The following is a 23,425-nucleotide window of genomic DNA, read 5'->3' as shown; positions in this document are numbered from 1 at the left end:
GCTTAAGTATCAAAAACGTAGAAACCGCGCGGTACCGTCCACTTGCCCCTCTGGGGCGCTGCTATTACAGGGGGTTTGCATGCTCACCCTGCTCAATCTGCTTTCCGCCGTGGCCTTGCTGATCTGGGGCACGCACATCGTTCGAACCGGCATCCTGCGGGTGTATGGCACCAACCTGCGCCATGTGATTGGCCAGAACATGTCCAAGCGCTGGCTCGCGTTCGTTGCCGGCATTGTCGTTACCGCCATGGTGCAGAGCAGCAATGCCACGGCCATGCTCGTCACCTCCTTCGTGGGTCAGGGTCTGATGGCGCTGACCCCGGCGCTGGCGACCATGCTCGGCGCCGACGTCGGTACCGCGCTGATGGCGCGGGTGCTGACGTTTGACCTGTCATGGCTGTCGCCGCTGCTGATCTTTCTCGGGGTGATTTTCTTCCTGTCGCGCAAACAGACGCGGCTCGGGCAAATGGGCCGGGTGTCGATCGGGCTCGGGCTGATCATTCTCGCGCTGCAATTGATCGTCGAGGCCGCTGCGCCGATCACCCACGCCCAAGGCGTTAAGGTGATTTTCGCCTCGCTGACCGGCGACATCCTTCTCGATGCCCTGGTCGGCGCGTTGTTCGCGATGATTTCCTACTCCAGCCTCGCCGCCGTGCTGCTCACCGCGACCCTCGCCGGCGCCAGTGTGATCAGCCTGCCGGTGGCGATCGGTCTGGTGATCGGCGCCAACATCGGCAGCGGCATTCTCGCGTTCATGAGCACCAGCATGCAGAACGCCGCTGGCCGGCAAGTGGCGCTGGGCAGTCTGTTGTACAAACTGATTGGCCTGCTGTTGATCATCCCGGTGCTCGACCCGCTGGTGCACTGGATCGACAGCCTCGATTTCAGCCCGCAGGAAATGGTCATCGGCTTCCACCTGCTCTACAACACCGCACGCTGCTTGATCCTGCTGCCAAGCGTTGGGCCGATGGCGCGGCTGTGTGCGTGGCTGCTGCCGGAACGCCCGGAGGCCAATGGCACCGCCAAGCCACGGCATCTCGACGCCACCGCGCTGGTCACGCCGAGTCTGGCACTGGCCAACGCCGCGCGGGAAACCCTGCGCATGGGCGATCTGCTGGAAAACATGCTCGACGCCACCCTCGATGTGTTGCGCGGCAAGCAGACCGCCGTCACTCAGGAAATACGTCGGCTGACCGACGATGTCGAAGCGCTGTACAGCGCGATCAAACTGTATCTTGCGCAGATGCCCCGCGAGGATCTCGGCGAGCAGGACAGTCGGCGCTGGGCCGAGATCATCGAGCTGGCGATCAACCTCAAATTGGCCGCAGACCTGATCGAACGCATGCTGCGCAAGATCCAGCAGCAGAAAACCTCGCAGCGCCGCTCGTTTTCCGAGGAAGGCCTGGAGGATCTGGCCGGACTGCAGCAGCAATTGATTTCCAATCTGCGTTTAGGTCTATCCGTATTCCTGAGCGGCGACCGGGAAAGCGCTCGGCAGTTGCTGCGTGAGAAACGCCGTTTTCGCGCACAGGAGCGGCGTCTGGCCCATGCGCATGTCAGCCGTTTGCAACGCAAGATCGTGCAGAGTATCGAGACCAGTTCGCTGCATCTGGAGTTGATTGCCGACATGAAGCGGCTCAATTCGCTGTTTTGCGGTAGTGCCTATGTGGTGCTGGAAACGGCGGACACCGGCGCGCTGCCGGCGGACGATATTGCCGACATTACGCATTCGCCTTGAACGTTTTACGGCTGGGTTTAGTCAGTTACTTTGATTCAGCCTTCAGGCCGCTATCGCGAGCAGGCTCACTCCTACAGGGGGACGCATTCCAAATGTAGGAGTGAGCCTGCTCGCGATGGGGCCCTGACTGACGACACGGATCTCCAAATCAGCCGTATGGAAGCCTGTTATGCGTTGCCTGTTGTTCGCCTGTCTGTTGCTCGGTTCCCTGCCCGCCTTTGCCCTGGATCGCTTTCAGGTCGAAGGCTATGCGCTGCCCAACGGTTTGCAGTTGCTGCTCAAACCCGGCACCGAGCGTGGGCATGTGGCGATCCGCTTGGTGGTCGGCGTTGGCCTCGACGATTTCGATTGCGATGACAAAGAGCTGCCGCACCTGCTCGAACATCTGCTGTTCAGCGGCATCGACGCCACTGGCGAAGGCGGTTTAGAGGAACGCATGCAAGCGTTGGGCGGCGACTGGAATGCCTTTACCAGTAACGCCGATACCACCTTCGTCATCGAAGCCCCGGCGAAAAACCAGCGCAAGGTCCTCGACCTGCTGCTCGATCTGCTTACGCAAACCCGCATCGACGACAACGCGATCAACGCCGCCAAACGTGTAGTCGAGCGTGAGGACGGCGGCCATTACACGCGTCTGCAGCGCTTTCTTGACCGCCAGGATCTCGGCCACACCGCGAGCAATCAACTGGCCGTCGAACTTGGCCTGAAATGCCCGCAACGCGCCGAGGTCGGCCACCTGACCCAGGAGCAACTGGAGAAGGTGCGCAAGGCCTGGTACGCGCCGAACAACATGACCCTGATCGTCGTCGGTGAGCTCGACAAACTGCTGCCGGCCTATCTGGAACGCACCTGGGGCGCCCTCGAAGCGGTCGACCCGAGCGAACATCGGCCACTGCCGGACATCCGCACCAGCGCCGCCCATGAACGCACCCTCACCCGTGGTTTCATCGGCGACAGCGCCAAACTGCACTGGCTGGTGCCGGAACCGGTGATCGATGATCAATACGACCAGACCTTCGACATCCTCAAGGATTACCTCGACTGGGCGCTGTATCGACAGATTCGCCTCAATCACGGTTTGTCCTACGGGCCGTGGGCTGAGCGTGAGGTATTTGGCGGCGTCGGCTTCATGAGTCTGAACGCCGATCTGGATCGCGATGACGTCGACGAGGCGATCCAGGTGCTGGAAGACCTCAAGGCCGCTCTGCTGAAAAACGGCCTCGATCCGGACACCTTTGCGCGGATCAAACAGGCTTCCATCGCCCATCAGGCCTGGGCGGTCCAGGGCAACAGCGCGCTGGCGGATTATTACTGGAGCGCCCTCGGTGATTACCAGGACGGCCGTTTTGCCAACCCCGCGCGCGAGCTGCAAGGAGTGACCCTGGAAGCAGCGAACAAGGCTATGCGCGAGTTGCTGTTGCAGCCGGGGTATCTGCGGATCGAGAAGCCGTTGATCAGTGATGATCAGGTGTTGTGGTTGAGTGCGGGTGGGTTGGGTCTGGTGTTGCTGATCCTGATCGGCTGGCGTTTGCACCACCGCCGCCGGCCGGCCGAACACTAACCCTGTAGGAGTGAGCCTGCTCGCGATAGCGGTCCTTCAGTCACCATTTCTTCGGCTGATACACCGCTATCGCGAGCAGGCTCACTCCTACAAGGGAATGCGTTGGTTTTAAGTGACCGGCAGCCTCGCCACATCGCCCGGCGGGCGCTACTCTGTCGAGGTTTTTTCCTATCCAGTTGTGAACCGCCCAAATGCCGAAAATACAGCTCCTGATCCAGCGCATTCTCGAACTGATGAAGCGCTATCCCGGGGTCATTGCGCTCGGCGGTTTCATCTCCGGGGTCGGCAGTTTCATCATGGTCGACCGTCAGCAAGGGCTGGCGAGCTGGATCACGGTGATCATGCTGCTCAGCTGGATCTGGCTGATGCTGGAAAACACCCTCACCGGTCTCTTCACCCGCGTGTTCAAACGCGAGATTCCCCAGCCGCTGCTGCGTTACGCGACGCAGATGATCCATCAGGAAAGCCTGTTTTTCGTTCTGCCGTTCTTCTTCATCACCACGACGTGGAACAGCGGTCAGTTGTTCTTCACCGGCCTGCTCAGCGTCGCGGCACTGATTTCCATCGTCGATCCGCTCTATTACAAATGGCTGGCGCCCCGGCGCTGGGCGTTTCTCGCGTTGCACACGCTGACCCTGTTCGCCGCCCTGCTCACCGCGTTGCCGGTGATCATGCACCTGACCACCGCGCAGAGCTTCAAGTGGGCGCTGGGCATTGCCGTGCTGTTGTCGTTCCCGAGTCTGGCGTCGATCTTCCCGATCCGCACGCTGCGCAACGCGCTGGCGATTCTGTGCATCACCGTCGGCATTGGTGGCGTCGGCTGGGCGCTGCGTTCGTGGGTGCCACCGGCGACGTTGTGGATGACCGACGTTGCAATCAGCACGCAAATGCAGGATCGCACGCCCGGCGCCAGTCTCGACACGGTCAGCGCCGAGCAGATTCGTGGCGATGGCCTCTACGCCTACACCGCGATCAACGCGCCACGCGGCCTCGATGAGCGGATTTATCACGTCTGGCAGTTCAACGGCAAAGAGGTCGACCGCATTCCGCTCGATATCCACGGCGGGCGCAAGGAAGGCTACCGCGCGTGGACGCACAAGCAGAATTTCCCCGGCAACCCGGCGGGTAAATGGCAGGTACGAGTGCTGACCGAGGATGGCCAGGTGATCGGCGTGCTGCGCTTCGAAATCACCGACAGCACAGCGATCAAAGAAAAGTAGTCCGGTTCGTGCTATTACCTATCCCAGCGTAATCAGCCGAAAAGCACGGAGCTTATGACCAGCAGCTCGATCAGCGGTAATGCCCAACTGGACACGTCGATAACCCCTGCTCGTCTGCGGGTCACGGGGGACTGGACGCTTGCCCATTACGCCGAGCTCAAGACCCTGAGCGAGAAGCTTCGCGGCCAGTACGACACCAATACTCAAATTGACCTCAACAGCCTCGGCGCCCTCGACACTGCTGGCGCGTCGTTGCTGGTCGAACTGCTCGGCTCCGAACGTCTCGGTAAATCTGCCGAGCATCCTGATTGCACGATTTCCACCGCCGACCGTGCGCTGCTGCAAACCGTGTACTGCTCGATGAGCGATTTCTGCGTGCCGATCAAGGAGCCGGAAATCAGCGTCAGCGTGCAGTTGCTCACGCGCATCGGTCGCGCCGTCGATACCATCTGGCAAGACACCCTGCAGTTGCTCGGCTTCGTCGGCCTGATTCTGGAAACCATCGCTCGCAACCTGTTCCGGCCCAAGCGCTGGCGCATCACGCCGATGATCGCGCACATCGAACAGACCGGCCTAGACGCCGCCCCCATCGTGGCGTTACTGACCTTTCTGGTGGGCGCGGTGGTGGCGTTTCTCGGCGCGACGGTGCTGGCCAGTTTCGGCGCGACGATTTTTACCGTGGACCTGGTGGGCTTCTCGTTCCTGCGCGAATTCGGCGTGCTGCTCACGGCGATCCTGATGGCCGGGCGCACCGCCAGTGCCTTCACCGCGCAGATCGGTTCGATGAAGGCCAACGAAGAAATCGACGCGATCCGCACCCTCGGCCTCGACCCGATGGAGTTGCTGGTGGTGCCGCGTGTGCTGGCGATGCTGGTGGCGCTGCCGATGCTGACGTTTCTGGCGATGCTCTGCGGGATCATTGGTGGCGGCGTGGTTTGCGCGGTGTCGCTGGATATCTCGCCGGCGATGTTCCTGACGCTGTTGCAGTCGGACATCGGCGTGCAGCACTTTCTGGTCGGCTTGGTGAAGGCGCCGATCTTCGCCTTCATCATTGCCGCGATTGGTTGCCTGGAAGGCTTCAAGGTCAGCGGCAGTGCGGAGTCGGTCGGCGCCCACACCACGTCGGCCGTGGTGCAGTCGATTTTCGTGGTGATCGTGCTCGATGCGGTGGCCGCGCTGTTCTTCATGGAGATGGGCTGGTGAGTCGTCTACCCCGCGCGCCCTCGGAGGCGGTGATCGAGGTTCGTGGCCTGTGCAATCGCTTCGGCAGCCAGAGCGTGCACGAGAACCTCGATCTGGATTTGTACAAAGGCGAAATTCTCGCCGTGGTCGGTGGTTCCGGCAGCGGCAAATCGGTGCTGCTGCGCAGCATTGTCGGTTTGCGCCGGCCCAGCGAAGGTATGGTCAAAGTATTCGGCAAGAACCTGCCGAGCCTGTCCGAGCATGAGCGTTCGATGGTCGAACGCCGCTTTGGCGTGTTGTTCCAGAAAGGCGCACTGTTCTCGTCGCTGACGGTGACCGAGAACGTCGCCCTGCCCCTCATCGAACACGCCGGCCTCAGCCGCAACGACGCCGAACACTTGGCCGCGGTGAAGCTGGCGCTGGCCGGGCTGCCGTTGTCAGCGGCGGACAAATACCCGGCGTCGCTGTCCGGCGGCATGATCAAGCGCGCCGCGCTGGCCCGGGCCCTGGCGCTGGATCCGGACATTCTGTTCCTTGACGAACCCACCGCCGGCCTCGATCCGATTGGCGCGGCGCAGTTCGATCAATTGATCCTGACCCTGCGCGATGCCCTCGGCCTCAGTGTGTTTCTGGTGACCCACGACCTCGACACGCTCTACACCATCACCGACCGTGTGGCGGTGCTGGCGCAGAAGAAGGTGCTGGTCGCAGGACCCATCGACGTCGTTTCGGAAACCGACGACGCGTGGATTCACGAATACTTCCACGGCCCGCGCGGCCGCTCGGCGCTGGACGCCGCCAAATTGCTCAACGAGGTCTGACATGGAAACCCGAGCGCATCATGTATTGATCGGCCTGTTCACCGTGATTGTGGTGGCAGGCGCCCTGCTCTTCGGTCTGTTCCTGGCCAAGTCCAGCGTCGACACCGAGTTCAAGGATTACGAAGTCGTCTTCAACGAGGCCGTCAGCGGTCTGTCCAAGGGCAGTTCGGTGCAGTACAGCGGGATCAAGGTCGGCGATGTGATCAGCCTGCGCCTTGATCCGAAAGACCCACGGCGGGTGCTGGCGCGGATTCGTCTGGCTGGCGACACGCCGGTGAAGGAAGACACCCAGGCGAAACTGGCGCTGGCCGGGATCACTGGCACGTCGATCATCCAGCTCAGCGGTGGCACGCCGCAGAGCCCGAAACTGAGTGGTCATGACGGCAAGCTGCCGCTGATCGTCGCTTCGCCCTCGCCTATCTCGCGCCTGCTCAATGACAGCAACGATTTGATGACCGGCATCAGCGCGCTGCTGCATAACGCCAATCAGATGTTCTCCCCGGAAAACGTCGAACGTGTGAGCAAAACCCTCGCGCATCTGGAGCAAACCACCGGCACCATCAACGATCAACGCGGCGACATCAAACAGGCCATGCAGCAATTGGCGACGGTCGGCAAGCAGGCCGGCAGCATGCTCGAACAAACTTCGCTGCTGATGCGCAACGCCAACGGCCTGATCAACGATCAAGGCAAGCAAGCACTGGGCAGCGCCGAGCAGGCGATGAAGTCGCTGGAGCAAAGCACCGCGACGATCAGCACCCTGCTCAACAAAAACGAAAACTCCCTCGACAATGGCATGCAGGGCCTCAACGGCCTGGCACCGGCGATCCGCGAATTGCGCGAGACGCTGACCTCGCTGCGCGCCATCTCGCAACGCCTTGAGGCCAACCCCAGCGGCTACCTGCTGGGCCGCGACAAGAACAAGGAATTCACGCCATGAAGCTGACTCGCCTCGCCCTTTTCGCTGCTGGCATTTCGCTGATCAGCGCGTGTTCGATTCTGCCCCAGGCCGAGCCGTCGGACGTGTATCGCTTGCCGGCCGCACAGGCGCCCGCCGCGGCCAGTTCGGCAGCAACGCAGCATTGGTCGCTGCGACTGAACAAGTTGCAGGCCAGTGAAGCGTTGAACCGGCCGACGATTGCGGTGATTCCGCAGGGCGATGTGATCAGCAGCTACAAGGGCTCGCGCTGGAGTGATCCGGCGCCGGTGCTGGTGCGCAATCGCTTGCTCGACGGCTTTGCGCGTGATGGCCGGGTTACGTTGCTCAGTACTGATGACAGCAACTTTGCGGCCGATCTGGAATTGGGCGGGAATTTGCAGGCGTTTCAGACTGAATATCAAGGCACGCAGGCCAGCGTCGTGGTGCGGGTTGATGCGTTGCTGGTGCGCGGTTATGACCAGCGCATTCTGGCCAGTCGCCGGTTTGAAGAGCGCCAGCCGCTGAGTGATGTGCAGGTGCCGGCGGTGGTGGCCGGGTTCGGCCAGGCCAGTGATCGACTGACCGCGAAAGTCGTCGCCTGGGCCGTCGACCAGGGCCAGAAACTGGCCCCGCCAAAACCCTAAGCCCAACACACAACCCCTGTAGGAGTGAGCCTGCTCGCGATAGCGGTGTATCAATAGCCATCAACGGTGACTGATACACCGCTATCGCGAGCAGGCTCACTCCTACAGTTTGGAATTGTGGTTAGCCGAAGAACCAGTAGCAGACGAAGATCGCGCCCACGACTCCGGCAAACTCCGCCAACAACGCACACCCCACCGCATGCCGCGCCCGCTGAATCCCCACCGCGCCGAAATACACCGCCAACACATAGAACGTGGTCTCGGTACTGCCCTGAATAGTCGCCGCGACCAGCGCCGGGAAGCTGTCGACCCCTGAGGTCTTCATCGTCTCGATCAACATCGCCCGCGCTGCGCTGCCGGAGAACGGTTTGACCATCGCCGTCGGCAACGCATCGACAAACCGCGTGTCCCAACCGGCCCACTCGACCAGATGACGAATGCCGTCGAGCCCGAAGTCCAGCGCACCGGAGGCGCGCAACACGCCCACCGCGCAGAGCATCGCCACCAGATACGGCAGCAGATTCTTTGCGACATCGAAGCCTTCTTTGGCGCCTTCAACGAACGCCTCGTAGACCTTCACTTTCTTTAACGCGCCGATCAGCAAGAACAGCATGATCAACCCGAACAGCGTGAGATTGCCGAGGATCGACGACAGTCCCGCCAAAGCCGTCGCCGAAAGGGTGCCCAGCAGCGCCATGAAGCCGCCGAGAATCAGTGCGCCGGGAATCAGATACGCCAACACCACCGGATCCCAGATCCGCAGACGCTGCATGAACGCCACCGAGAGGAAGCCGACAATCGTCGAGCAACTGGTCGCCAGCAGGATCGGCAGAAACACCAGTGTCGGGTCCGGCGCGCCTTGCTGGGCGCGGTACATGAAGATCGTCACCGGCAGCAGGGTCAGGGAGGAGGCGTTGAGCACCAGGAAGAGGATTTGCGCGTTACTGGCGATGGTGGCACTGGGATTGAGCTCCTGCAGCGCCTTCATGGCTTTCAGGCCGATGGGCGTGGCCGCGTTGTCGAGGCCCAGACCGTTGGCAGCGAAGTTCAACGTGATCAGGCCGAGGGCAGGGTGACCGGCCGGGACTTCCGGCATCAGCCGCAGAAACAGCGGGCCGAGGACTTTCGCCAACCACTCTACGATCCCGGCTTTTTCGGCAATGCGCAGAAAGCCCAGCCACAGGGTGAGGGTGCCGAACAGCAGCACCATGACTTCGACCGAAAGCTTGGCCATGGCGAAAATGCTTTCCACCATCGCCGCGAAGATCCCGGCGTTGCCGCCGATCAGCCACTGCGCCAGCGCCGACACGGCTGCGACGATAAAGAAGCCAAGCCACAGGCCATTAAGCATCAGTCAAATCCCCCGAAGAATGCCGCGAATGATAGCGGGGTCGCCAGAAACGACAAACCCCGGATTTCTCCGGGGTTCGTCTACAGGCTCGTGGCCCCAATCTCATGTAGGAGCTGCCGAAGGCTGCGATCTTTTGATTTTGTTTTTTAAAAGCAAGATCAACAGATCGCAGCCTGCGGCAGCTCCTACAGGGATTTGTGTCAGTTCTTGGAGATTTCGCCGGCTGGCAGTTTTTCCTTGCTGCGCCAGTGCGGCAGGGAGTTCCAGTAGCGCTCGCCCTTGGCATCGTCGTACATGCCTTCCCAGCGCGAGATAACCAGTACAGCCAGGGCGTTACCGATCACGTTCAGTGCGGTACGGGCCATGTCCATGACGCGGTCGACACCGGCGATGAAGGCCAGACCTTCCAGCGGGATTCCGACGCTGCCCAGGGTGGCCAGGAGCACCACGAAGGACACGCCCGGGACACCGGCAATGCCTTTGGAGGTGACCATCAGGGTCAGCACCAGCAGCAGTTGTTGGCTGATCGACAGGTCGATGCCGTACAGCTGGGCAATGAAGATTGCCGCGATCGACTGATACAGGGTCGAACCGTCGAGGTTGAACGAGTAACCGGTCGGCACCACGAAGCTGCAGATCGCTTTCGGTGCGCCGTAGGCTTCCATCTTCTCGATCACGCGCGGCAGCACGGTTTCCGAAGAAGCGGTGGAGTAGGCCAGCACCAGCTCATCCTTGAAGATGCGCATCAGCTTGAACACCGAGAAACCGAACATCTTGGCGATCAGGCCCAGCACTACGAAGGCGAAGAAGGCGATGGCGAAGTAAACCAGGATCACCAGTTTGGCCAGCGGCAGCAGGGAAGCGAAACCGAAGTTGGCCACGGTCACCGCGATCAGTGCGAACACGCCGATTGGCGCATAGTTCATGATCATGTGGGTGACTTTGAACATGCTTTCCGAGACGCCCTGGAACATCTTCACCAGCGGCTCGCGCAGATCCGACTGCAGGCTCGACAGACCGAGACCGAACAGCACGGAGAAGAAGATGATCGGCAGCATTTCGCCGCGGGCCATGGCCGCGAAGATGTTCGACGGGATCAGGTTGAGGATGGTCTCGATGAACGCGTGTTCATGCTGTACTTCGGCGGCAGTGGCCTGGTACTTGGAGATGTCCACTGTGCCGAGGGTGCTCATGTCGATGCCGGCACCCGGATGGAACAGGTTGGCCAGCAATAGGCCGACAACGATGGCGATGGTGGTGACGATTTCGAAATAGATGATCGTCTTCAGGCCGATGCGCCCAAGCTTCTTCGCGTCGCCGACGCCGGCGATGCCGACGATCAGGGACGAGATGACGATCGGGATCACGATCATCTTGATCAGACGGATAAAGATATCGCCTGCTGGTTGCAGGACGTTGCTGATCCACCAGGCCTTCTCGGCACTGAAGTGGTTGAGCAACGCACCGATTGCAATACCCAGAACCAGACCGATGAGGATCTGCCAGGCGAGGCTAATTTTTGCCTTCTTCATTATCTTTACCCTTACTTGCGTTTGACTCAGGCACATGCAGGAACTGGAACGCTTTTTAGCGGAAAAGTCTGTGCATCTGCCTCCGTATAAGGTGCCCCGAAGTGCGTGTTTACGGCTCTTCGGCAGGCGAAAAAAGGCGCAACTATTCCGATGCAAGGTTGCGACGTCTAATGCCGTAAACGCCTACCCTATGCCGAATCGGCATGAGCTTTTTTAATTGAAACTGGCGTCCCAACCGGTTCGATTGTGACATTTCGGCCGGCATAAGTGCCGTGAACCGGCCATCACAGCGGAGGTTGGTTGTTTTTTGAGCAAGGAAAATTCATCAAAAACGTTAGGAAAAAGCCTACGTAGGAAGACTAGAAGTCCCACTGTTTAAGTGGACTCTTTGTCGATATACGGTCGCCATGAAACACCGCGTAATGTTTTTGCGCGCAGTGTCAGCGATAAAAAGGATGAGCTGGACGCTCTGGATCAATGTTTTGCTCGATTGAAAGCTCAGCGCAAGTCCGTCGATCGATGCTGGATCGGCGAACCTGCGGCGCAGCTTTTTAATTGCCCTGACCCGGCCCTTGCGCAGGCACTCCCTGTACCCGTAGGTCACTCCGACCCTGCAACGGTCAGAACGTCCCGGCCCCTTGGTCATGCGCCGACCTTCCTCAGGTGGGCGCAATGGAAGGCAGCAGGGCTGCTGCCTTCATGTTCAGATCAGTACCAGTGCGGATCTTTCTTGAGGGTTTCCATCAGAAGATCCTGCATGCCCTGGTCGGGTTTGCCGAGGAAGCGGTAGGTGGCATGTCGCGTGGGCGACTTGTCGGCCGGCAGTCCTTCGGGGACATCGACGAGCATGGCGTATGCGTCTTTCTTGTCGAAACTGAAGGCGACGATCAAGCGGTGGTTCAGGCACTTGTCTGCAGATTCGCAGAGCGGGCCAACCAGATACTGGTCGCCATCTTCAGTCACGGCATTCATCTGTTGGTCAGGCGTGCCGGACAGGTTCATCACCCATTCCGGCAGGCGCTCTTCCTTCTTCACCACGCCTTCCCAGGTTTGCCGATACTGCGGGTCGGAACTCAACAGTTCGTTGACCCGCGCCTGGCCATCGTTGGCCGCCATCGCCATGGCACTACCGCCCAGAAGCAGGGCGGCTGCCAGTGTCTTTAAAACAGTCATCGTTAACCTCGGCCGCGACGGCCAAAGAAGAAGGAAGCGATGAACATCACCAGGAACACGACAAAGAGAATCTTGGCGATACCCGTGGCGGTGCCCGCGATACCACCGAAGCCCAGTACTGCAGCGATGATGGCAATGATCAAGAATGTAATTGCCCAGCTCAACATGGTGATTCTCCTTACTTCTCTATTTAGGGGTGTTGCGTGTCCCGGCGCGTAGCGCCCGAATTCATTCAATTGGTCAGAAAACCCAACGCTCTTCGCGTGGCATTTGATCCAGTGGCTGCGCTTGATCGACATCCATCATGCGCATCGAGGCGCTCTCGGCCTGACTGCTGCTGACGGCACTGAAGTGCGTTTGCGTGTTGTGCTGGATCGAAATCAGCGGCTCAACCTTCTGGCTGTTTTCCCAGCTCAGGTATTGCTGACAGGCGATCAGGGTGATCAACAGCGCCAATACGCCAAACAGACCTTGCTGGATATGCAGTGGCGAGATACGCACTTGGGCGGCACGTGGGCGAGTCATCCTGGGTTCCTCACTCTTATTCGGTTGGGGCAGTTCATGTCTGCCCGGGCTGTAAGAGATATTGCAGCCTGCATGCCAGTTTTTTGTTTGAAAAAAAACCAATAAAATCAATATGTTACAAGTGTGAGGAAAAGCGTTCGCGACGCATCCTGCACGATGGCTCATCTGGCATCGTGCGCAATGCACGATTTTTTCGTAGGAGAATTCATTCTTATGGAATTGAGAGCAGGGCGCAGATGTCAGAAAAGGACGCAGGTAATGCCCTGCAAACCGGTGACTGTTTAAATAATCAACAAAATCAATGTATTGGCCGTAACGGCAGGAGAGAGCTACCCTCCTATGGCTGGCATCGTTCAGAATCAACCATGCAACTTGCCCGATTTTTCCGGGACTAACCCAAGACCAATCACTATGGAGCGTAGGAAAAATGGAATCTGCCACTGAGCATCAAGGCCGCATTCTGCTGGTGGACGACGAATCCGCCATCCTGCGTACGTTCCGTTATTGCCTCGAAGATGAGGGCTATACGGTCGCCACAGCGAACAGCGCGGCTCAGGCCGACGCCCTGCTGCAGCGTCAGGTCTTTGACCTGTGCTTCCTGGATTTGCGCTTGGGCGAGGACAACGGTCTCGACGTACTGGCGCAAATGCGCATTCAGGCGCCATGGATGCGCGTAGTGATCGTCACCGCGCATTCGGCTGTCGATACGGCCGTTGATGCGATTCAGGCCGGCGCCGCCGATTATCTGGTCAAGCCGTGCAGCCCGGATCAGTTGCGTCTGGCCACCGCCAAACAACTTGAAGTGCGCCAACTGTCGGCGCGCCTCGAAGCCCTTGAAGGCGAGATCCGCAAGCCGAAAGACGGTCTCGACTCTCACAGCCCGGCGATGAAAGTCGTACTGGAGACGGCCCGCCAGGTCGCGAGCACCGATGCCAACATTCTTATCCTTGGCGAGTCCGGCACCGGTAAAGGTGAGCTGGCCCGAGCGATTCACGGCTGGAGCAAGCGCGAGAAAAAATCCTGCGTGACCATCAACTGCCCGTCGTTGACGGCGGAATTGATGGAAAGCGAGCTGTTCGGTCACAGCCGTGGCGCGTTCACCGGCGCTAGCGAAAGTACGCTGGGTCGAGTCAATCAGGCCGACGGCGGTACGCTGTTTCTCGACGAGATCGGCGATTTTCCCCTGACATTGCAACCCAAGTTGCTGCGTTTCATTCAGGACAAGGAATACGAGCGGGTAGGGGATCCGGTCACCCGCCGCGCCGATGTGCGCATCCTTGCTGCAACCAACCTCAATCTGGAAGACATGGTGCGTGACGGCCGCTTCCGTGAAGACTTGCTCTATCGCCTCAACGTGATCACCCTTCACCTGCCGCCCCTGCGCGAGCGCGCCGAGGACATTCTCACGCTGGCCGACCGCTTCCTCGCCCGTTTCGTCAAAGAGTACGCACGTCCGGCGCGGGGTTTCAGCGACGAGGCTCGCGAGGCGCTGCTCGGTTACCGCTGGCCAGGCAACATTCGTGAGTTGCGCAACGTGGTTGAGCGGGCGAGCATCATCTGCCCGCAAGAACGCGTCGAGATCACCCACTTGGGCATGGCCGAGCAACCGGCCAACAATGCGCCAAGAGTCGGTGCGGCATTGAGTCTCGACGAATTGGAGAAAGCCCATATCGGCGCGGTTCTCGCCACTGCCGGCACGCTGGATCAAGCGGCAAAAACCCTGGGCATCGACGCCTCGACCCTGTATCGCAAGCGCAAGCAGTACAACCTGTGAGTGCCGGGCGATGAAACTGGCGATGAAGTTGCGGACCCGCTTGTTCTTGAGCATTTCCGCGCTGATCACCGTGGCCCTTCTCGGGCTGCTGCTCGGGCTGGTCAGTGTGATGCAGATGGCCGGCACTCAAGAGGCATTGGTGCGCAGCAACTTCGTCACCCTCGATCTGGGCCTCAAGTTGCGACAGACGCTGGGTGATCAATTGATCATCATGCTGGCGGAAAAACCTGACCCGGTCGCTTTCGAAGCGTCGAAACAGCATTACTTCCAATTGCTCGACGAAGGCATCGCTCAAGAACAGGAGGGCGATGGTCGACAGTACGGTTTCAGTCAGGCCAAAGCGGATTACCTCCGCTTTCTGCAAGCCTTCGATTTGTCGCATGACCCGGCCAGTTCAATGGGCAGCAGCGCCGACTTCCGGGAGCGCTTCAACACCTTGCGCAACGGCCTGATCGCTGAACACAAACATGCCCTCGATAACATCAACGCGGTACAACACGCCGCCCGCGACCGGGCGCTCCTCGTCGCGGGCCTGCTCGGGCTGGTGGGACTGGCTGTGTTGATCATCGGATTTGTCACCGCTCACGGTATCGCCCGGCGATTTGGCGCGCCGATCGAAGCGCTGGCGCAAGCGGCGGACAATATTGGCCAAGGCAATTTTGAAGTGACCCTGCCGATCTCTTCGGCAATGGAAATGAATCAGTTGACCAAGCGTTTCGGGCTGATGGCCGAAGCGCTGCGTGAGCATCAGGCAACCAACGTCGACGAATTGCTTGCCGGTCAGCAACGCTTGCAGGCGGTACTCGACAGTATCGATGACGGCTTGTTGATGATTGACCGCCAAGGACATCTGGAACACCTCAACCCAGTCGCTCAGCGCCAATTGGGCTGGGAAGATGACCGTCTCGGCCAAGGACTGGGGACGGCGCTGGGGCGCCCGGAACTGGACGCGCAGTTGCAACTGGTGCTGCGCGGCGGCTCTCTGGAGCGTGCGCCGGAGGATTTGAGTATCGAGGTCGACGGCGAATCGCGCCTGCTGACCTACAGCCTGACGCCGGTCAGTCACACCCAGGGCCACATTCTCGGCGCGGTGATGGTCTTGCACGACGTCACCGAGCAGCGCGCTTTCGAGCGGGTGCGCAGCGAGTTCGTCCTGCGCGCCTCTCACGAGCTGCGCACGCCGGTCACCGGCATGCATATGGCGTTCGGCCTGTTCCGTGAACGGGCGAAGTTTCCAGCGGAGTCGCGCGAGGCGGATCTGCTCGACACCGTGAACGAAGAAATGCAGCGCCTGATGCAGTTGATCAATGACCTGCTCAACTTCTCGCGTTATCAGAACGGTCTGCAGAAACTGACGTTGGCGCCGTGTTCCATCGAAGATCTGCTGGAACAGGCGCGACTTCGCTTTGCAGATTTTGCGCTGGGCAAAGGCATCGCACTGAATGTCGAAGTGCAGGGGCCATTGCCCCGGTTGCAAGCCGATCAGGCCCAACTCGACCGCGTCCTCGACAACCTGATCGACAACGCCCTGCGCCACACCGCCCGCGACGGCCAGATACGTTTGCAGGCGCGACGCCATGGCGAGCGGGTGATCATCAGTGTTGAAGACAATGGCGAAGGTATTGCCTACGGCCAGCAGGGGCGCATCTTCGAGCCGTTCGTGCAGGTCGGACGCAAGAAGGGCGGCGCCGGTCTTGGCCTGGCGCTGTGCAAGGAAATCGTCCAGCTACACGGCGGGCGGATGGGCGTTTACTCGCGGCCGGGGCAGGGCACGCAGTTCTATATGGCGCTGACAGTTTAGGCTTCGTCGTCCATGCGTCGCCCGGTGAGGCGCCGCCCTCGGGTGATCAGCTCAATGAACTGCACCGCGCTCAGGGCATGGGCGAACAGCCAGCCTTGCCCGAACTTGACGCCTTCACTGCTGAGCAATTCGGCTTGCGACTCCAGCTCGATGCCTTCGGCAATCACCTTCAAGTCCAACGCCTGCGCCATGTGAATGATGTGCGGGGCGACGCCGCTGCTCGCCGCATCGTGGCCGAGCGCATCAATAAAGGCCTTGTCGATTTTCAGGCAATCCACCGGCAGGGTTTGCAGGTAGGCGAGGCTGCAATAGCCGGTGCCGAAGTCATCGATCAGCACCTGATGGCCGACATCGCGCAGGGCTTGCAGGTTTTCCCGCGCCACCACCACATCAATCAGACCACGTTCGGTGACTTCGAAGGCGATTTGCCGCGCGGCCACCCGGTGCAACGTCAGTAGCCGCGCCATGACTTGCCCGATGCGCGGCACCATGACGTCGCAAGCTGCAAGATTCACCGAGATATACAGTTGCGGGTTGGCCCGAAGCAACTGGCCCAACTGCTCCAGCAGGCGCTGAAGGACGAAATCGGTCATCTGGCGGATCTGCCCGGTGTTCTCCGCCATCGGGATGAACAGGTCGGGGCTGGTCAGCGTGCCATCTGGGCGACGCCAGCGCAGCAAGGCTTCGGCGCCGACGCAGTTACGGCTGTCGAGGTCGAAGATCGGTTGGTAGAGCACCTGCAACTCGCCACGGCGGATGGCGCCGTGCAGTTCGGCATCCAGCGATTGGCGCTGACGCGCCAACAGAAACACCAGAAAACCGACAATGGCGCCGGCCACCAGGCAGACCGGGATCATCCACCACCAGACAGCGGGGATGTGCATGCCGGTACGCGGTGTGATCAATACCAACTGATATTCGGGGTTATCGGTGGGCATGCGATAGATCAGTCGCGTGTGCGTCACCTGCAAGGCGTCGCGGCTTTTCGGCGGCCATTGCTCTGTGGGTGGCCAGACCTGTTCTTTGCCCAGTACCGGAATGGCTCGAGTGCCATGGTCCAGCACCACCAACAGACTGCTGCCGGGCGACAGATCGACCATATCGGTCAGGTGCCCCCTGGAGGTAGCGACGCGAAAATTACCGCGCCCCAACATCAGTGCTGCACGGTTTTCATCGGGTTCGGTGGTGGTGTTAAGCCAATAGCTGTAGGTCGGGCCTTTGATATCCGGCGCACGAACAACGGACAGACCTTCCTGGCGCGGACGGTTGGAGCAGATCCGCGAGGCGTCCATATAAGCGGCTTCATAAACGAAGCGATAGTTGAAGGTGACTTGCTGCAGGGTAGCGATCATTTCGTCGTCACAACTGCGCAGAGGTTGGGCTTCGAGGTCGTCGAGACTTTCGCGCAGTTGACCGAACAATTGTTCGAGGCGGGCCAGGAATCGTTCGCCTTGGGCATTCATTTCCTGGCTTTCACGTTGCTCGACCTGACGCATTGCGACAAATAAACCGCCGGCGATCAACAGGCTGGTACTGAGGACAGCCGCGATCATCGCCAAAAACCAAGGGCGAAAGAACCAGCTACGCAGCGTCTCTCGGGTAGCAGCCATCATGGAATATCCGAAGAATTACCAATGAGTTATAGCTGCTGATTGCGATTTCGCCCTGACCGTCGGGCGGGCGTCATTATTTTGTCTGATTAAGGACCAGCAGCAGTGCTGCGGTTTGCGCGTCCGGTGTGCCGTCGAAGCGCGAAGGGCGGAAGTGCATCTGGAAGGCTGCGAGGACGTGGCGTGTCGCAACGTCGAGTTCGCCGGTCTGCGGGGTGTCGTAGCCCAGATGCGCCAATTGCGCCTGGAACCAGCTGATGCTCGGCAGTTCGGCGCTGTTGAACAGCATTTGCTGGCGCGCGACCGCCATTTCATTCGGCCACACGCCCAAGCCTTCAGCGGCGAGGCGCTTCCATGGGAACAATGGGCCCGGATCGAGTTTGCGCAGCGGGGCGATGTCGCTGTGACCGATGATGTGACGCGGGCTGATGCCGTTGCGCTTGCTGATGTCCTTGAGCAGGACGATCAGCGATTGAATTTGCGCTTCGCTGTACGGATACCACAGGCGCCCGGTCGGCGTGTCCTTGAAGCCCGGATTGACGATTTCGATACCGATCGAACTGGAGTTGAGCCAGGTGCGGCCCTGCCATTGGCTTTCACCGGCGTGCCAGGCGCGCTGGTTTTCGTCCATCAGCTTGTAGATGGTGCCGCCCTTGTCGTCGCCGATCAGGTAGTGGCTGCTGACTTCGCCGTGGGTCAGCAGTTGCAACGAGCGTTCCAGCGACGTCGAGGTGTAGTGGACGATCACAAACTGAATGCGACTGTCATGGTTGGCCGAAGGGTGGCTGGTGTCGTAACGCGGGCCGCTGGCGCAACCGGCCAGGACAAGCAGCGAAGCGAGAAGGGCAAAGAATTTCATGGCAGAGGGCAATACACGCAAGACAATAATGCAACAGTGTAACGTACTGCCTTGCGTCTCAACGGTCAGCGGGCGCAATTAAACAAAATGGCACAATTTGCTCAGCCCAGCTCGACCCGGTTGCGTCCGGCGTTTTTCGCCCGGTATAGCGCCTGATCGGCTCTTTTCAGCACCAGATCGCTATGTTCTCCCGCTCGGAATGTCGCTAATCCCATGGAAAGGGTAATCGTCACTCGCTCGCCTTTAAAGTGGAACGGGCACGCTTCGATCGCGGCGCGCAGGGTCTCCAGCAGTTTGGCGCCAACTGCAGGTGGTGTGGCTGGCATCAGTAGAACGAATTCCTCCCCGCCAAAACGGGCGATGAAGTCCGAGCCGCGCAGGCGCTTGCGCAGCACGGTAGCGATGATTTTCAGCACCTTGTCGCCGGCCAGATGGCCGTAGTTGTCGTTGATCCGTTTGAAGTGATCGAGGTCGAGCATGGCCAGGCTCAGGGTGTTGCCGTGTTGTTGCCACTGCTGGATTTCGTGCTCGAGGCGTTCACTCCACGCGGCGCGATTGGGCAGGCCGGTGAGCGGATCGATCAAGGCTTTCTGTCTTTGAACTTCAAGATGTTCGCGGAACCCTTGGGCTTCCTGTTCCATATGCGCTACGCGCTCGGACAGGCTTTTGAGCCGCGTGGCGACTTCCTGCTCGCGGGCGTCGCGCTGCTTCTGGTGCTGATCCATGGTGCCGAGCAGGCCTTCGAGATGGTTCTCCAGCACGTGCTTGAGGTCTTCCAGATCCGCAGCTTCCTGCACGCTGGTCTGCAAACCGTCGACCTGCTCGCGGATCTGCGTGTCCATGGCCCGCGCTGCCGAGCTGTTATCGGCGTGACCTTCACTGGCGGCTTGCAGATTGCTCTGGAACGCTTCGAGGCGTTCGTTGAGCTGTTGCAAATAGGCTTCGAATTCATGCTGACCGCTGTCGGTGATCGCCAGCATCAACGTCGCGAGATCGTCGAGGATCGGGATCAGTTCATACCAGTTCAAGCCGTGCTTGAGGCGCTCACGCATCGCTTCGGCTTGCGGGCGGTGGCGCTCGGGCAGGGTCAGGTCGTCGAGCAGACCGATCAGGGTGTCTTCGATGTGTTTGGCCACGGAGCTGTACGACGGCTCTGGGGAGTCCGGCAGGGCGAAGAGAATGTCTTGCTCGGAATGCTCCGGATCGATAGCTGCGAGGGCCTGCGCCATTGGTTCAGGCAGGGGCAGGCTGTCGAGGATCAGCGGTGTCGGGTCGCCGGGGTGGATCAATTCGTCCGGGTTGAAGCTGACGGCCATTGCCGGCGTCGGGGCGGCACTTGGCGCGATGACGGTTTCAGCTTTGGCCTCGACGGACGGCGCTACAGCCGTATCAGCCACTTCTTCGCTGACCAGGGGAGGTGGTTCAAATGCAACCACTTCAGCTTCTGGCAGCGGCTCCGAGAGCGGCGAGCGGGCCTCGATCGCGGGTGCGGGTGGTTTGATTATGGGAGCGGTGATGACCGGCTCCGAAACTGCGGCAGCTTGCACGGGCACTGGCACTGGTTCTGGCCCGGTTTCTGACGCGGCAGGCACTGGCACTTCACGCGTTACTTGCGCCGGCGCGGGCGTTTCTGCGCTCGGAGCTGGCGCTTCTTCACTGTCACGAGCCCCAAACAAACGCTGCAACAATCCCGGACGTCCCGGTTCGGCTGGCGTTTCCAGCTGACTCAATGCCCTGCTTTGCAAGCCGCTGAGCTCACTCAGCAGCAATGGCATTTCCCGCGCCGAACCGACGCGGCCATCCAGTTGTTTGGCGAATTTCTTCAGCGGCTGGGCGACTTCACGCGGCAGTGGCAACGCCTGCAACTGGGTGACCAGCGAGGTCAGCGCGGTGCTGACTTGATCAATGCGGGTTTCACGGCGCTGCTCGGAATCGAGCACGGCTTTTTCCAGGCGCGGCAGCAGGGCGGCGAGGCCTGCGTCCATGTCGTCGGTGCGCACCACATCGCGCATCTCTTTCATGCACTGATCAACGACCTTGTCGGTGCCCTCTGCAGCCAGCGTGCTGCGCACCAGACCACGTCGAAGCAAGTCGAGCCTGGCGGCCCAGCGGCGTTCGAGTTTGTCCTGCTGTTCGATGCTTTTGAGGTACTTCTCTTTCCAGCGCTGGGCTTCGTCGCTCATTCAAGGGTTCCGCGAGGGGCAGGACTCATCGCGGGCAATGCATCGGCCGTGAGCGAACCCGGCAGACGAATCTCTACCGCGACCGGCAGGTGATCGGAAATGGGTTGTGCCAGCACTTGAACTCTTTCCAGGGTCAGGGTCGGGCTGAGCAGAATATGATCAAGGCAACGCTGCGGGCGCCAGCTGGGGAAAGTCGCTTCCACCTGCGGAGCCAGCAAGCCGAGATCGCGTAACGGAGAGTGTTGTAGCAGATCGCTGGCGTGGGTGTTCATGTCACCCATCAACACTTGGTGTTTATAGCCACCGATCAGCTCGCGAATATAGGCCAGTTGCAGGCTGCGCGTGCGCGCGCCGAGGGCCAGGTGCATCATCACTACCACCAGCGCTTCCGGACCTTCGCCGAAACGCAGCAGAATCGCGCCGCGACCTTTCGGGCCGGGCAGCGGATGATCTTCAATCGCCGACGGTTTCAGGCGACTGAGCACGCCATTGCTGTGCTGGGCCAGTCGACCGAGGTTGCGATTGAGTTGTTGATACCAGTAGGGGAAGGCGCCGAGTTGGGCCAGATGTTCGACCTGGTTGACGTAGCCTGAACGCAGGCTGCCGCCATCGGCTTCCTGCAGGGCGACCAGATCGAAGTCGCCGAGCAGGTCGCCGATCTTTTGCAGATTGCCTGAGCGGCCGTTGTGCGGCAGCAGGTGCTGCCAGCTACGGGTCAGGTAATGCCGATAGCGCTCGGTGCTGATGCCGACCTGGATATTGAAACTGAGCAGACGCAGTCGCTGGTCTGCGGGCAGGCCCGTGGACTCCAGGTGATGCTCGTTGACCTGCGGATCATGCAGGCCAACGATGCGTTCGGACTTCCAGCGGCGCATGGCGGTGGCGGCGCTTAGTTGGCTGCAGCCTTGGTTGCCGCTCGCTCTTTGGCGACCAGTTGGTCGGCCAGTTGCAGCGCTTGCTCGGCACCACCGGCAGAGCCGATGTCGAAGCGGTATTTGCCGTTGACGATCATGGTTGGCACGCCAGTGATTTCATACTTCTTGGCCAGTTCGCGAGCTTTTACGATCTGACCTTTGATGGCGAAAGAGTCGAAGGTGGCAAGGAACTTGTCCTTGTCCACGCCCTGGGTGGCGAGGAAGTCAGCCATGTCGTTCTTGTCGGTCAGCTTCTTGTGTTGTTTCTGGATTGCTTCGAAAACCGCGGCGTGAACCTTGTGCTCGACACCCATGGCTTCGAGGGTCAGGAACATTTGACCGTGAGCATCCCACGGGCCGCCGAACATCGCCGGGATACGCACGAAGTTGACGTCGGATGGCAGCTTCTCAACCCACGGGTTGATCACCGGTTCAAAGGCGTAGCAGTGCGGGCAGCCGTACCAGAACAGCTCGACCACTTCGATCTTGCCAGGCTCTGCAACCGGTACCGGGTTGGCCAGCTCGACGTAAGGGGCGGCTGGGGCTTCGGCGGCTTGAGCGGTCACGCCGAACAGGCTGGCAGCGACGAGGGCGGCGCTGATGATCAGATTACGCATGCTTTACTCCTGGACAATTTGGGTCGCCTCGCGCGACCTGTTTTCAGACAGATCCTGGCGGGCATGAGTTCTGTAGTGTAACGGCAGCGGCCACAAAAAAGGGCGGCCAAAGCCACCCTTTTTATACTTGCTGTGACGGATTAATCGAGCGTTAACATCGCAGGAGATGTCCACCCCCTGCAGACCTCGATCCGCTGGCCTTCGCTGGCCTTAGTGCAGGCCCTGAATGTAGCTGGAGACCGCGGCGATGTCTTCGTCGCTCAGCTTGCGGGCGATGGTGCGCATGGTCATCGCGTCGCCGTCGTTGCTGCGTCCGGCCGCCGGATCTTCCTTGCGGAAGTCGGTCAGTTGCTTGGCGATGTATTGAGCGTGTTGGCCACCGAGGTGCGGGAAGCCGGCGGCGGCGTTGCCAGCGCCATTCGGCGAATGGCAGCCGGTGCAGGCTGGCAGGCCTTTTTCCAGGTTGCCGCCACGGAACAGGGCTTCACCGCGAGCGACGATCTTCGGATCGGCGGCGCCGACGCTGCCTTGCTGGCTGGCGAAATAGGCAGCGATGTCGGCCAGGTCCTGATCGCTCAGGTTGGTCAGCAGGCCGGTCATTTCCAGAACAGTGCGCTTGCCCGACTTGATGTCGTGCAATTGCTTGGTCAGGTAGCGTTCACCTTGACCGGCCAGTTTCGGAAAATTTGGCGCCATGCTGTTGCCGTCCGGGCCATGGCAGGCTCCGCAAACAGCGGCTTTTGCCTGGCCTGCTGCGGCATCACCGGCAGCATGGGCGAAGCCTGAGATTCCCACGGTCAACAGCAGACTCACGATCAATTTGTTCATCAGCTAATCCAACTACGGCTAAGGGTTAAGTTATGGACCGGGTTTACTCGCTCATCCAAAGGATGATGGCTTGGTAATCCTCGGCACTGCAGTCCATGCACAAACCACGCGGCGGCATCGCCTTGAAACCCTGGGTCACGTGTTGCACCAGCGTCTCCATACCTTTCGCCAAC

Annotated in this window: 21 protein-coding genes; 9 read left to right on the top strand and 12 right to left on the bottom strand. The window is 60.3% G+C overall.

The annotated features are described in order from the left end of the window. Positions 1 to 79: 79 nt before the first annotated feature. From ACIPIZ_RS22095 to ACIPIZ_RS22065, 7 genes are all read left to right on the top strand, one after another. Positions 80 to 1,738 carry a Na/Pi cotransporter family protein gene (locus ACIPIZ_RS22095; RefSeq protein ID WP_064389713.1) on the top strand — a complete coding sequence of 553 codons (1,659 nt, stop codon included), beginning with the start codon at positions 80 to 82 and terminating at the stop codon, positions 1,736 to 1,738. A 169-nt stretch (positions 1,739 to 1,907) separates the two neighbouring features. Beyond that, positions 1,908 to 3,299, top strand: a complete 1,392-nt coding sequence (locus tag ACIPIZ_RS22090) for a M16 family metallopeptidase (RefSeq protein WP_401167423.1) — start codon at positions 1,908 to 1,910, stop codon at positions 3,297 to 3,299. Between the two features lie 191 nt (positions 3,300 to 3,490). Further along, entirely contained in the window at positions 3,491 to 4,519 is a 1,029-nt protein-coding gene (locus ACIPIZ_RS22085) for a DUF5924 family protein (protein ID WP_064389715.1), read from the top strand. 54 nt (positions 4,520 to 4,573) lie between these two features. Then, positions 4,574 to 5,722, top strand: coding sequence for an MlaE family lipid ABC transporter permease subunit (locus ACIPIZ_RS22080; RefSeq protein ID WP_401167420.1), 1,149 nt, complete (start codon positions 4,574 to 4,576; stop codon positions 5,720 to 5,722). After that, a complete protein-coding gene (locus tag ACIPIZ_RS22075; protein ID WP_236428152.1) occupies positions 5,719 to 6,522 on the top strand; it encodes an ABC transporter ATP-binding protein in 804 nt (267 codons plus the stop codon). Before ACIPIZ_RS22080 ends, ACIPIZ_RS22075 begins: the two co-directional genes overlap by 4 nt. Position 6,523: 1 nt before the next feature. Beyond that, positions 6,524 to 7,462, top strand: coding sequence for an MlaD family protein (locus ACIPIZ_RS22070; RefSeq protein WP_064389717.1), 939 nt, complete (start codon positions 6,524 to 6,526; stop codon positions 7,460 to 7,462). Beyond that, a complete protein-coding gene (locus tag ACIPIZ_RS22065; RefSeq protein WP_401167416.1) occupies positions 7,459 to 8,085 on the top strand; it encodes an ABC-type transport auxiliary lipoprotein family protein in 627 nt (208 codons plus the stop codon). The genes ACIPIZ_RS22070 and ACIPIZ_RS22065 overlap by 4 nt, the downstream gene beginning before the upstream one ends. 121 nt (positions 8,086 to 8,206) lie before the next feature. Here ACIPIZ_RS22065 and ACIPIZ_RS22060 read toward each other — a convergent pair whose 3' ends face one another. The 5 genes from ACIPIZ_RS22060 to ACIPIZ_RS22040 form a co-directional block, all read right to left on the bottom strand. Further along, positions 8,207 to 9,436 (bottom strand): nucleoside recognition domain-containing protein, encoded by a 1,230-nt coding sequence (locus ACIPIZ_RS22060; RefSeq protein WP_007911793.1) that lies wholly within the window; start codon positions 9,434 to 9,436, stop codon positions 8,207 to 8,209. Positions 9,437 to 9,636: 200 nt separating this feature from the next. Next, positions 9,637 to 10,968, bottom strand: a complete 1,332-nt coding sequence (gltP, locus tag ACIPIZ_RS22055; protein ID WP_064389719.1) for a glutamate/aspartate:proton symporter GltP — start codon at positions 10,966 to 10,968, stop codon at positions 9,637 to 9,639. 708 nt (positions 10,969 to 11,676) lie between these two features. After that, positions 11,677 to 12,141 carry an inhibitor of vertebrate lysozyme family protein gene (locus ACIPIZ_RS22050; protein WP_401167412.1) on the bottom strand — a complete coding sequence of 155 codons (465 nt, stop codon included), beginning with the start codon at positions 12,139 to 12,141 and terminating at the stop codon, positions 11,677 to 11,679. 2 nt (positions 12,142 to 12,143) lie between these two features. Beyond that, complete coding sequence (locus tag ACIPIZ_RS22045) at positions 12,144 to 12,308, bottom strand: DUF1328 domain-containing protein (RefSeq protein ID WP_003177151.1); 165 nt, start codon at positions 12,306 to 12,308, stop codon at positions 12,144 to 12,146. Between the two features lie 73 nt (positions 12,309 to 12,381). Next, positions 12,382 to 12,666 carry a hypothetical protein gene (locus tag ACIPIZ_RS22040; protein ID WP_064389722.1) on the bottom strand — a complete coding sequence of 95 codons (285 nt, stop codon included), beginning with the start codon at positions 12,664 to 12,666 and terminating at the stop codon, positions 12,382 to 12,384. Positions 12,667 to 13,093: 427 nt separating this feature from the next. Between ACIPIZ_RS22040 and algB the strand changes: the two genes are divergently transcribed. Beyond that, positions 13,094 to 14,440 carry a sigma-54-dependent response regulator transcription factor AlgB gene (gene algB / locus ACIPIZ_RS22035; protein WP_064389723.1) on the top strand — a complete coding sequence of 449 codons (1,347 nt, stop codon included), beginning with the start codon at positions 13,094 to 13,096 and terminating at the stop codon, positions 14,438 to 14,440. A 10-nt stretch (positions 14,441 to 14,450) separates the two neighbouring features. Beyond that, on the top strand, positions 14,451 to 16,241 hold the full coding sequence (locus ACIPIZ_RS22030; protein WP_064389724.1) for a KinB sensor domain-containing domain: 1,791 nt from the start codon (positions 14,451 to 14,453) through the stop codon (positions 16,239 to 16,241). Here ACIPIZ_RS22030 and ACIPIZ_RS22025 read toward each other — a convergent pair. The 7 genes from ACIPIZ_RS22025 to ACIPIZ_RS21995 form a co-directional block, all read right to left on the bottom strand. Then, positions 16,238 to 17,851: an EAL domain-containing protein gene (locus ACIPIZ_RS22025; protein ID WP_236428144.1), complete on the bottom strand. Its 1,614-nt coding sequence runs from the start codon at positions 17,849 to 17,851 to the stop codon at positions 16,238 to 16,240. The genes ACIPIZ_RS22030 and ACIPIZ_RS22025 overlap by 4 nt on opposite strands. Before the next feature lie 76 nt (positions 17,852 to 17,927). After that, a complete protein-coding gene (locus tag ACIPIZ_RS22020; RefSeq protein ID WP_064389726.1) occupies positions 17,928 to 18,710 on the bottom strand; it encodes an N-acetylmuramoyl-L-alanine amidase in 783 nt (260 codons plus the stop codon). Positions 18,711 to 18,811: 101 nt separating this feature from the next. Continuing rightward, positions 18,812 to 20,893, bottom strand: coding sequence for a diguanylate cyclase (locus ACIPIZ_RS22015; RefSeq protein WP_401167406.1), 2,082 nt, complete (start codon positions 20,891 to 20,893; stop codon positions 18,812 to 18,814). Further along, positions 20,890 to 21,768, bottom strand: coding sequence for an endonuclease/exonuclease/phosphatase family protein (locus ACIPIZ_RS22010; RefSeq protein ID WP_064389728.1), 879 nt, complete (start codon positions 21,766 to 21,768; stop codon positions 20,890 to 20,892). Before ACIPIZ_RS22010 ends, ACIPIZ_RS22015 begins: the two co-directional genes overlap by 4 nt. A gap of 14 nt (positions 21,769 to 21,782) precedes the next feature. Further along, positions 21,783 to 22,424 carry a thiol:disulfide interchange protein DsbA/DsbL gene (locus tag ACIPIZ_RS22005; protein WP_053125396.1) on the bottom strand — a complete coding sequence of 214 codons (642 nt, stop codon included), beginning with the start codon at positions 22,422 to 22,424 and terminating at the stop codon, positions 21,783 to 21,785. Positions 22,425 to 22,634: 210 nt separating this feature from the next. Continuing rightward, positions 22,635 to 23,252 (bottom strand): cytochrome c, encoded by a 618-nt coding sequence (locus ACIPIZ_RS22000; protein ID WP_064389729.1) that lies wholly within the window; start codon positions 23,250 to 23,252, stop codon positions 22,635 to 22,637. A gap of 43 nt (positions 23,253 to 23,295) precedes the next feature. Continuing rightward, a partial coding sequence (locus ACIPIZ_RS21995; RefSeq protein ID WP_401167462.1) for a c-type cytochrome occupies positions 23,296 to 23,425 on the bottom strand: 130 nt, incomplete at its 5' end.

The organism is Pseudomonas sp. NPDC087690 (assembly GCF_044743175.1).
Classification (GTDB): domain Bacteria; phylum Pseudomonadota; class Gammaproteobacteria; order Pseudomonadales; family Pseudomonadaceae; genus Aquipseudomonas.
This window is presented reverse-complemented; position numbering and strand designations above follow the sequence as displayed.

Excerpts from the sequence above, each read along its gene's own strand:
- ACIPIZ_RS22095 (WP_064389713.1), top strand. The coding sequence starts at position 80 with ATGCTCACCCTGCTCAATCTGCTTTCCGCCGTGGCCTTGCTGATCTGG.
- ACIPIZ_RS22090 (WP_401167423.1), top strand. The coding sequence starts at position 1,908 with ATGCGTTGCCTGTTGTTCGCCTGTCTGTTGCTCGGTTCCCTGCCCGCC.
- ACIPIZ_RS22085 (WP_064389715.1), top strand. The coding sequence starts at position 3,491 with ATGCCGAAAATACAGCTCCTGATCCAGCGCATTCTCGAACTGATGAAG.
- ACIPIZ_RS22080 (WP_401167420.1), top strand. The coding sequence starts at position 4,574 with ATGACCAGCAGCTCGATCAGCGGTAATGCCCAACTGGACACGTCGATA.
- ACIPIZ_RS22070 (WP_064389717.1), top strand. The coding sequence starts at position 6,524 with ATGGAAACCCGAGCGCATCATGTATTGATCGGCCTGTTCACCGTGATT.
- ACIPIZ_RS22065 (WP_401167416.1), top strand. The coding sequence starts at position 7,459 with ATGAAGCTGACTCGCCTCGCCCTTTTCGCTGCTGGCATTTCGCTGATC.
- ACIPIZ_RS22060 (WP_007911793.1), bottom strand. The coding sequence starts at position 9,436 with ATGCTTAATGGCCTGTGGCTTGGCTTCTTTATCGTCGCAGCCGTGTCG.
- gltP (WP_064389719.1), bottom strand. The coding sequence starts at position 10,968 with ATGAAGAAGGCAAAAATTAGCCTCGCCTGGCAGATCCTCATCGGTCTG.
- ACIPIZ_RS22050 (WP_401167412.1), bottom strand. The coding sequence starts at position 12,141 with ATGACTGTTTTAAAGACACTGGCAGCCGCCCTGCTTCTGGGCGGTAGT.
- ACIPIZ_RS22045 (WP_003177151.1), bottom strand. The coding sequence starts at position 12,308 with ATGTTGAGCTGGGCAATTACATTCTTGATCATTGCCATCATCGCTGCA.
- ACIPIZ_RS22040 (WP_064389722.1), bottom strand. The coding sequence starts at position 12,666 with ATGACTCGCCCACGTGCCGCCCAAGTGCGTATCTCGCCACTGCATATC.
- algB (WP_064389723.1), top strand. The coding sequence starts at position 13,094 with ATGGAATCTGCCACTGAGCATCAAGGCCGCATTCTGCTGGTGGACGAC.
- ACIPIZ_RS22030 (WP_064389724.1), top strand. The coding sequence starts at position 14,451 with ATGAAACTGGCGATGAAGTTGCGGACCCGCTTGTTCTTGAGCATTTCC.
- ACIPIZ_RS22025 (WP_236428144.1), bottom strand. The coding sequence starts at position 17,851 with ATGGCTGCTACCCGAGAGACGCTGCGTAGCTGGTTCTTTCGCCCTTGG.
- ACIPIZ_RS22020 (WP_064389726.1), bottom strand. The coding sequence starts at position 18,710 with ATGAAATTCTTTGCCCTTCTCGCTTCGCTGCTTGTCCTGGCCGGTTGC.
- ACIPIZ_RS22015 (WP_401167406.1), bottom strand. The coding sequence starts at position 20,893 with ATGAGCGACGAAGCCCAGCGCTGGAAAGAGAAGTACCTCAAAAGCATC.
- ACIPIZ_RS22010 (WP_064389728.1), bottom strand. The coding sequence starts at position 21,768 with ATGCGCCGCTGGAAGTCCGAACGCATCGTTGGCCTGCATGATCCGCAG.
- ACIPIZ_RS22005 (WP_053125396.1), bottom strand. The coding sequence starts at position 22,424 with ATGCGTAATCTGATCATCAGCGCCGCCCTCGTCGCTGCCAGCCTGTTC.
- ACIPIZ_RS22000 (WP_064389729.1), bottom strand. The coding sequence starts at position 23,252 with ATGAACAAATTGATCGTGAGTCTGCTGTTGACCGTGGGAATCTCAGGC.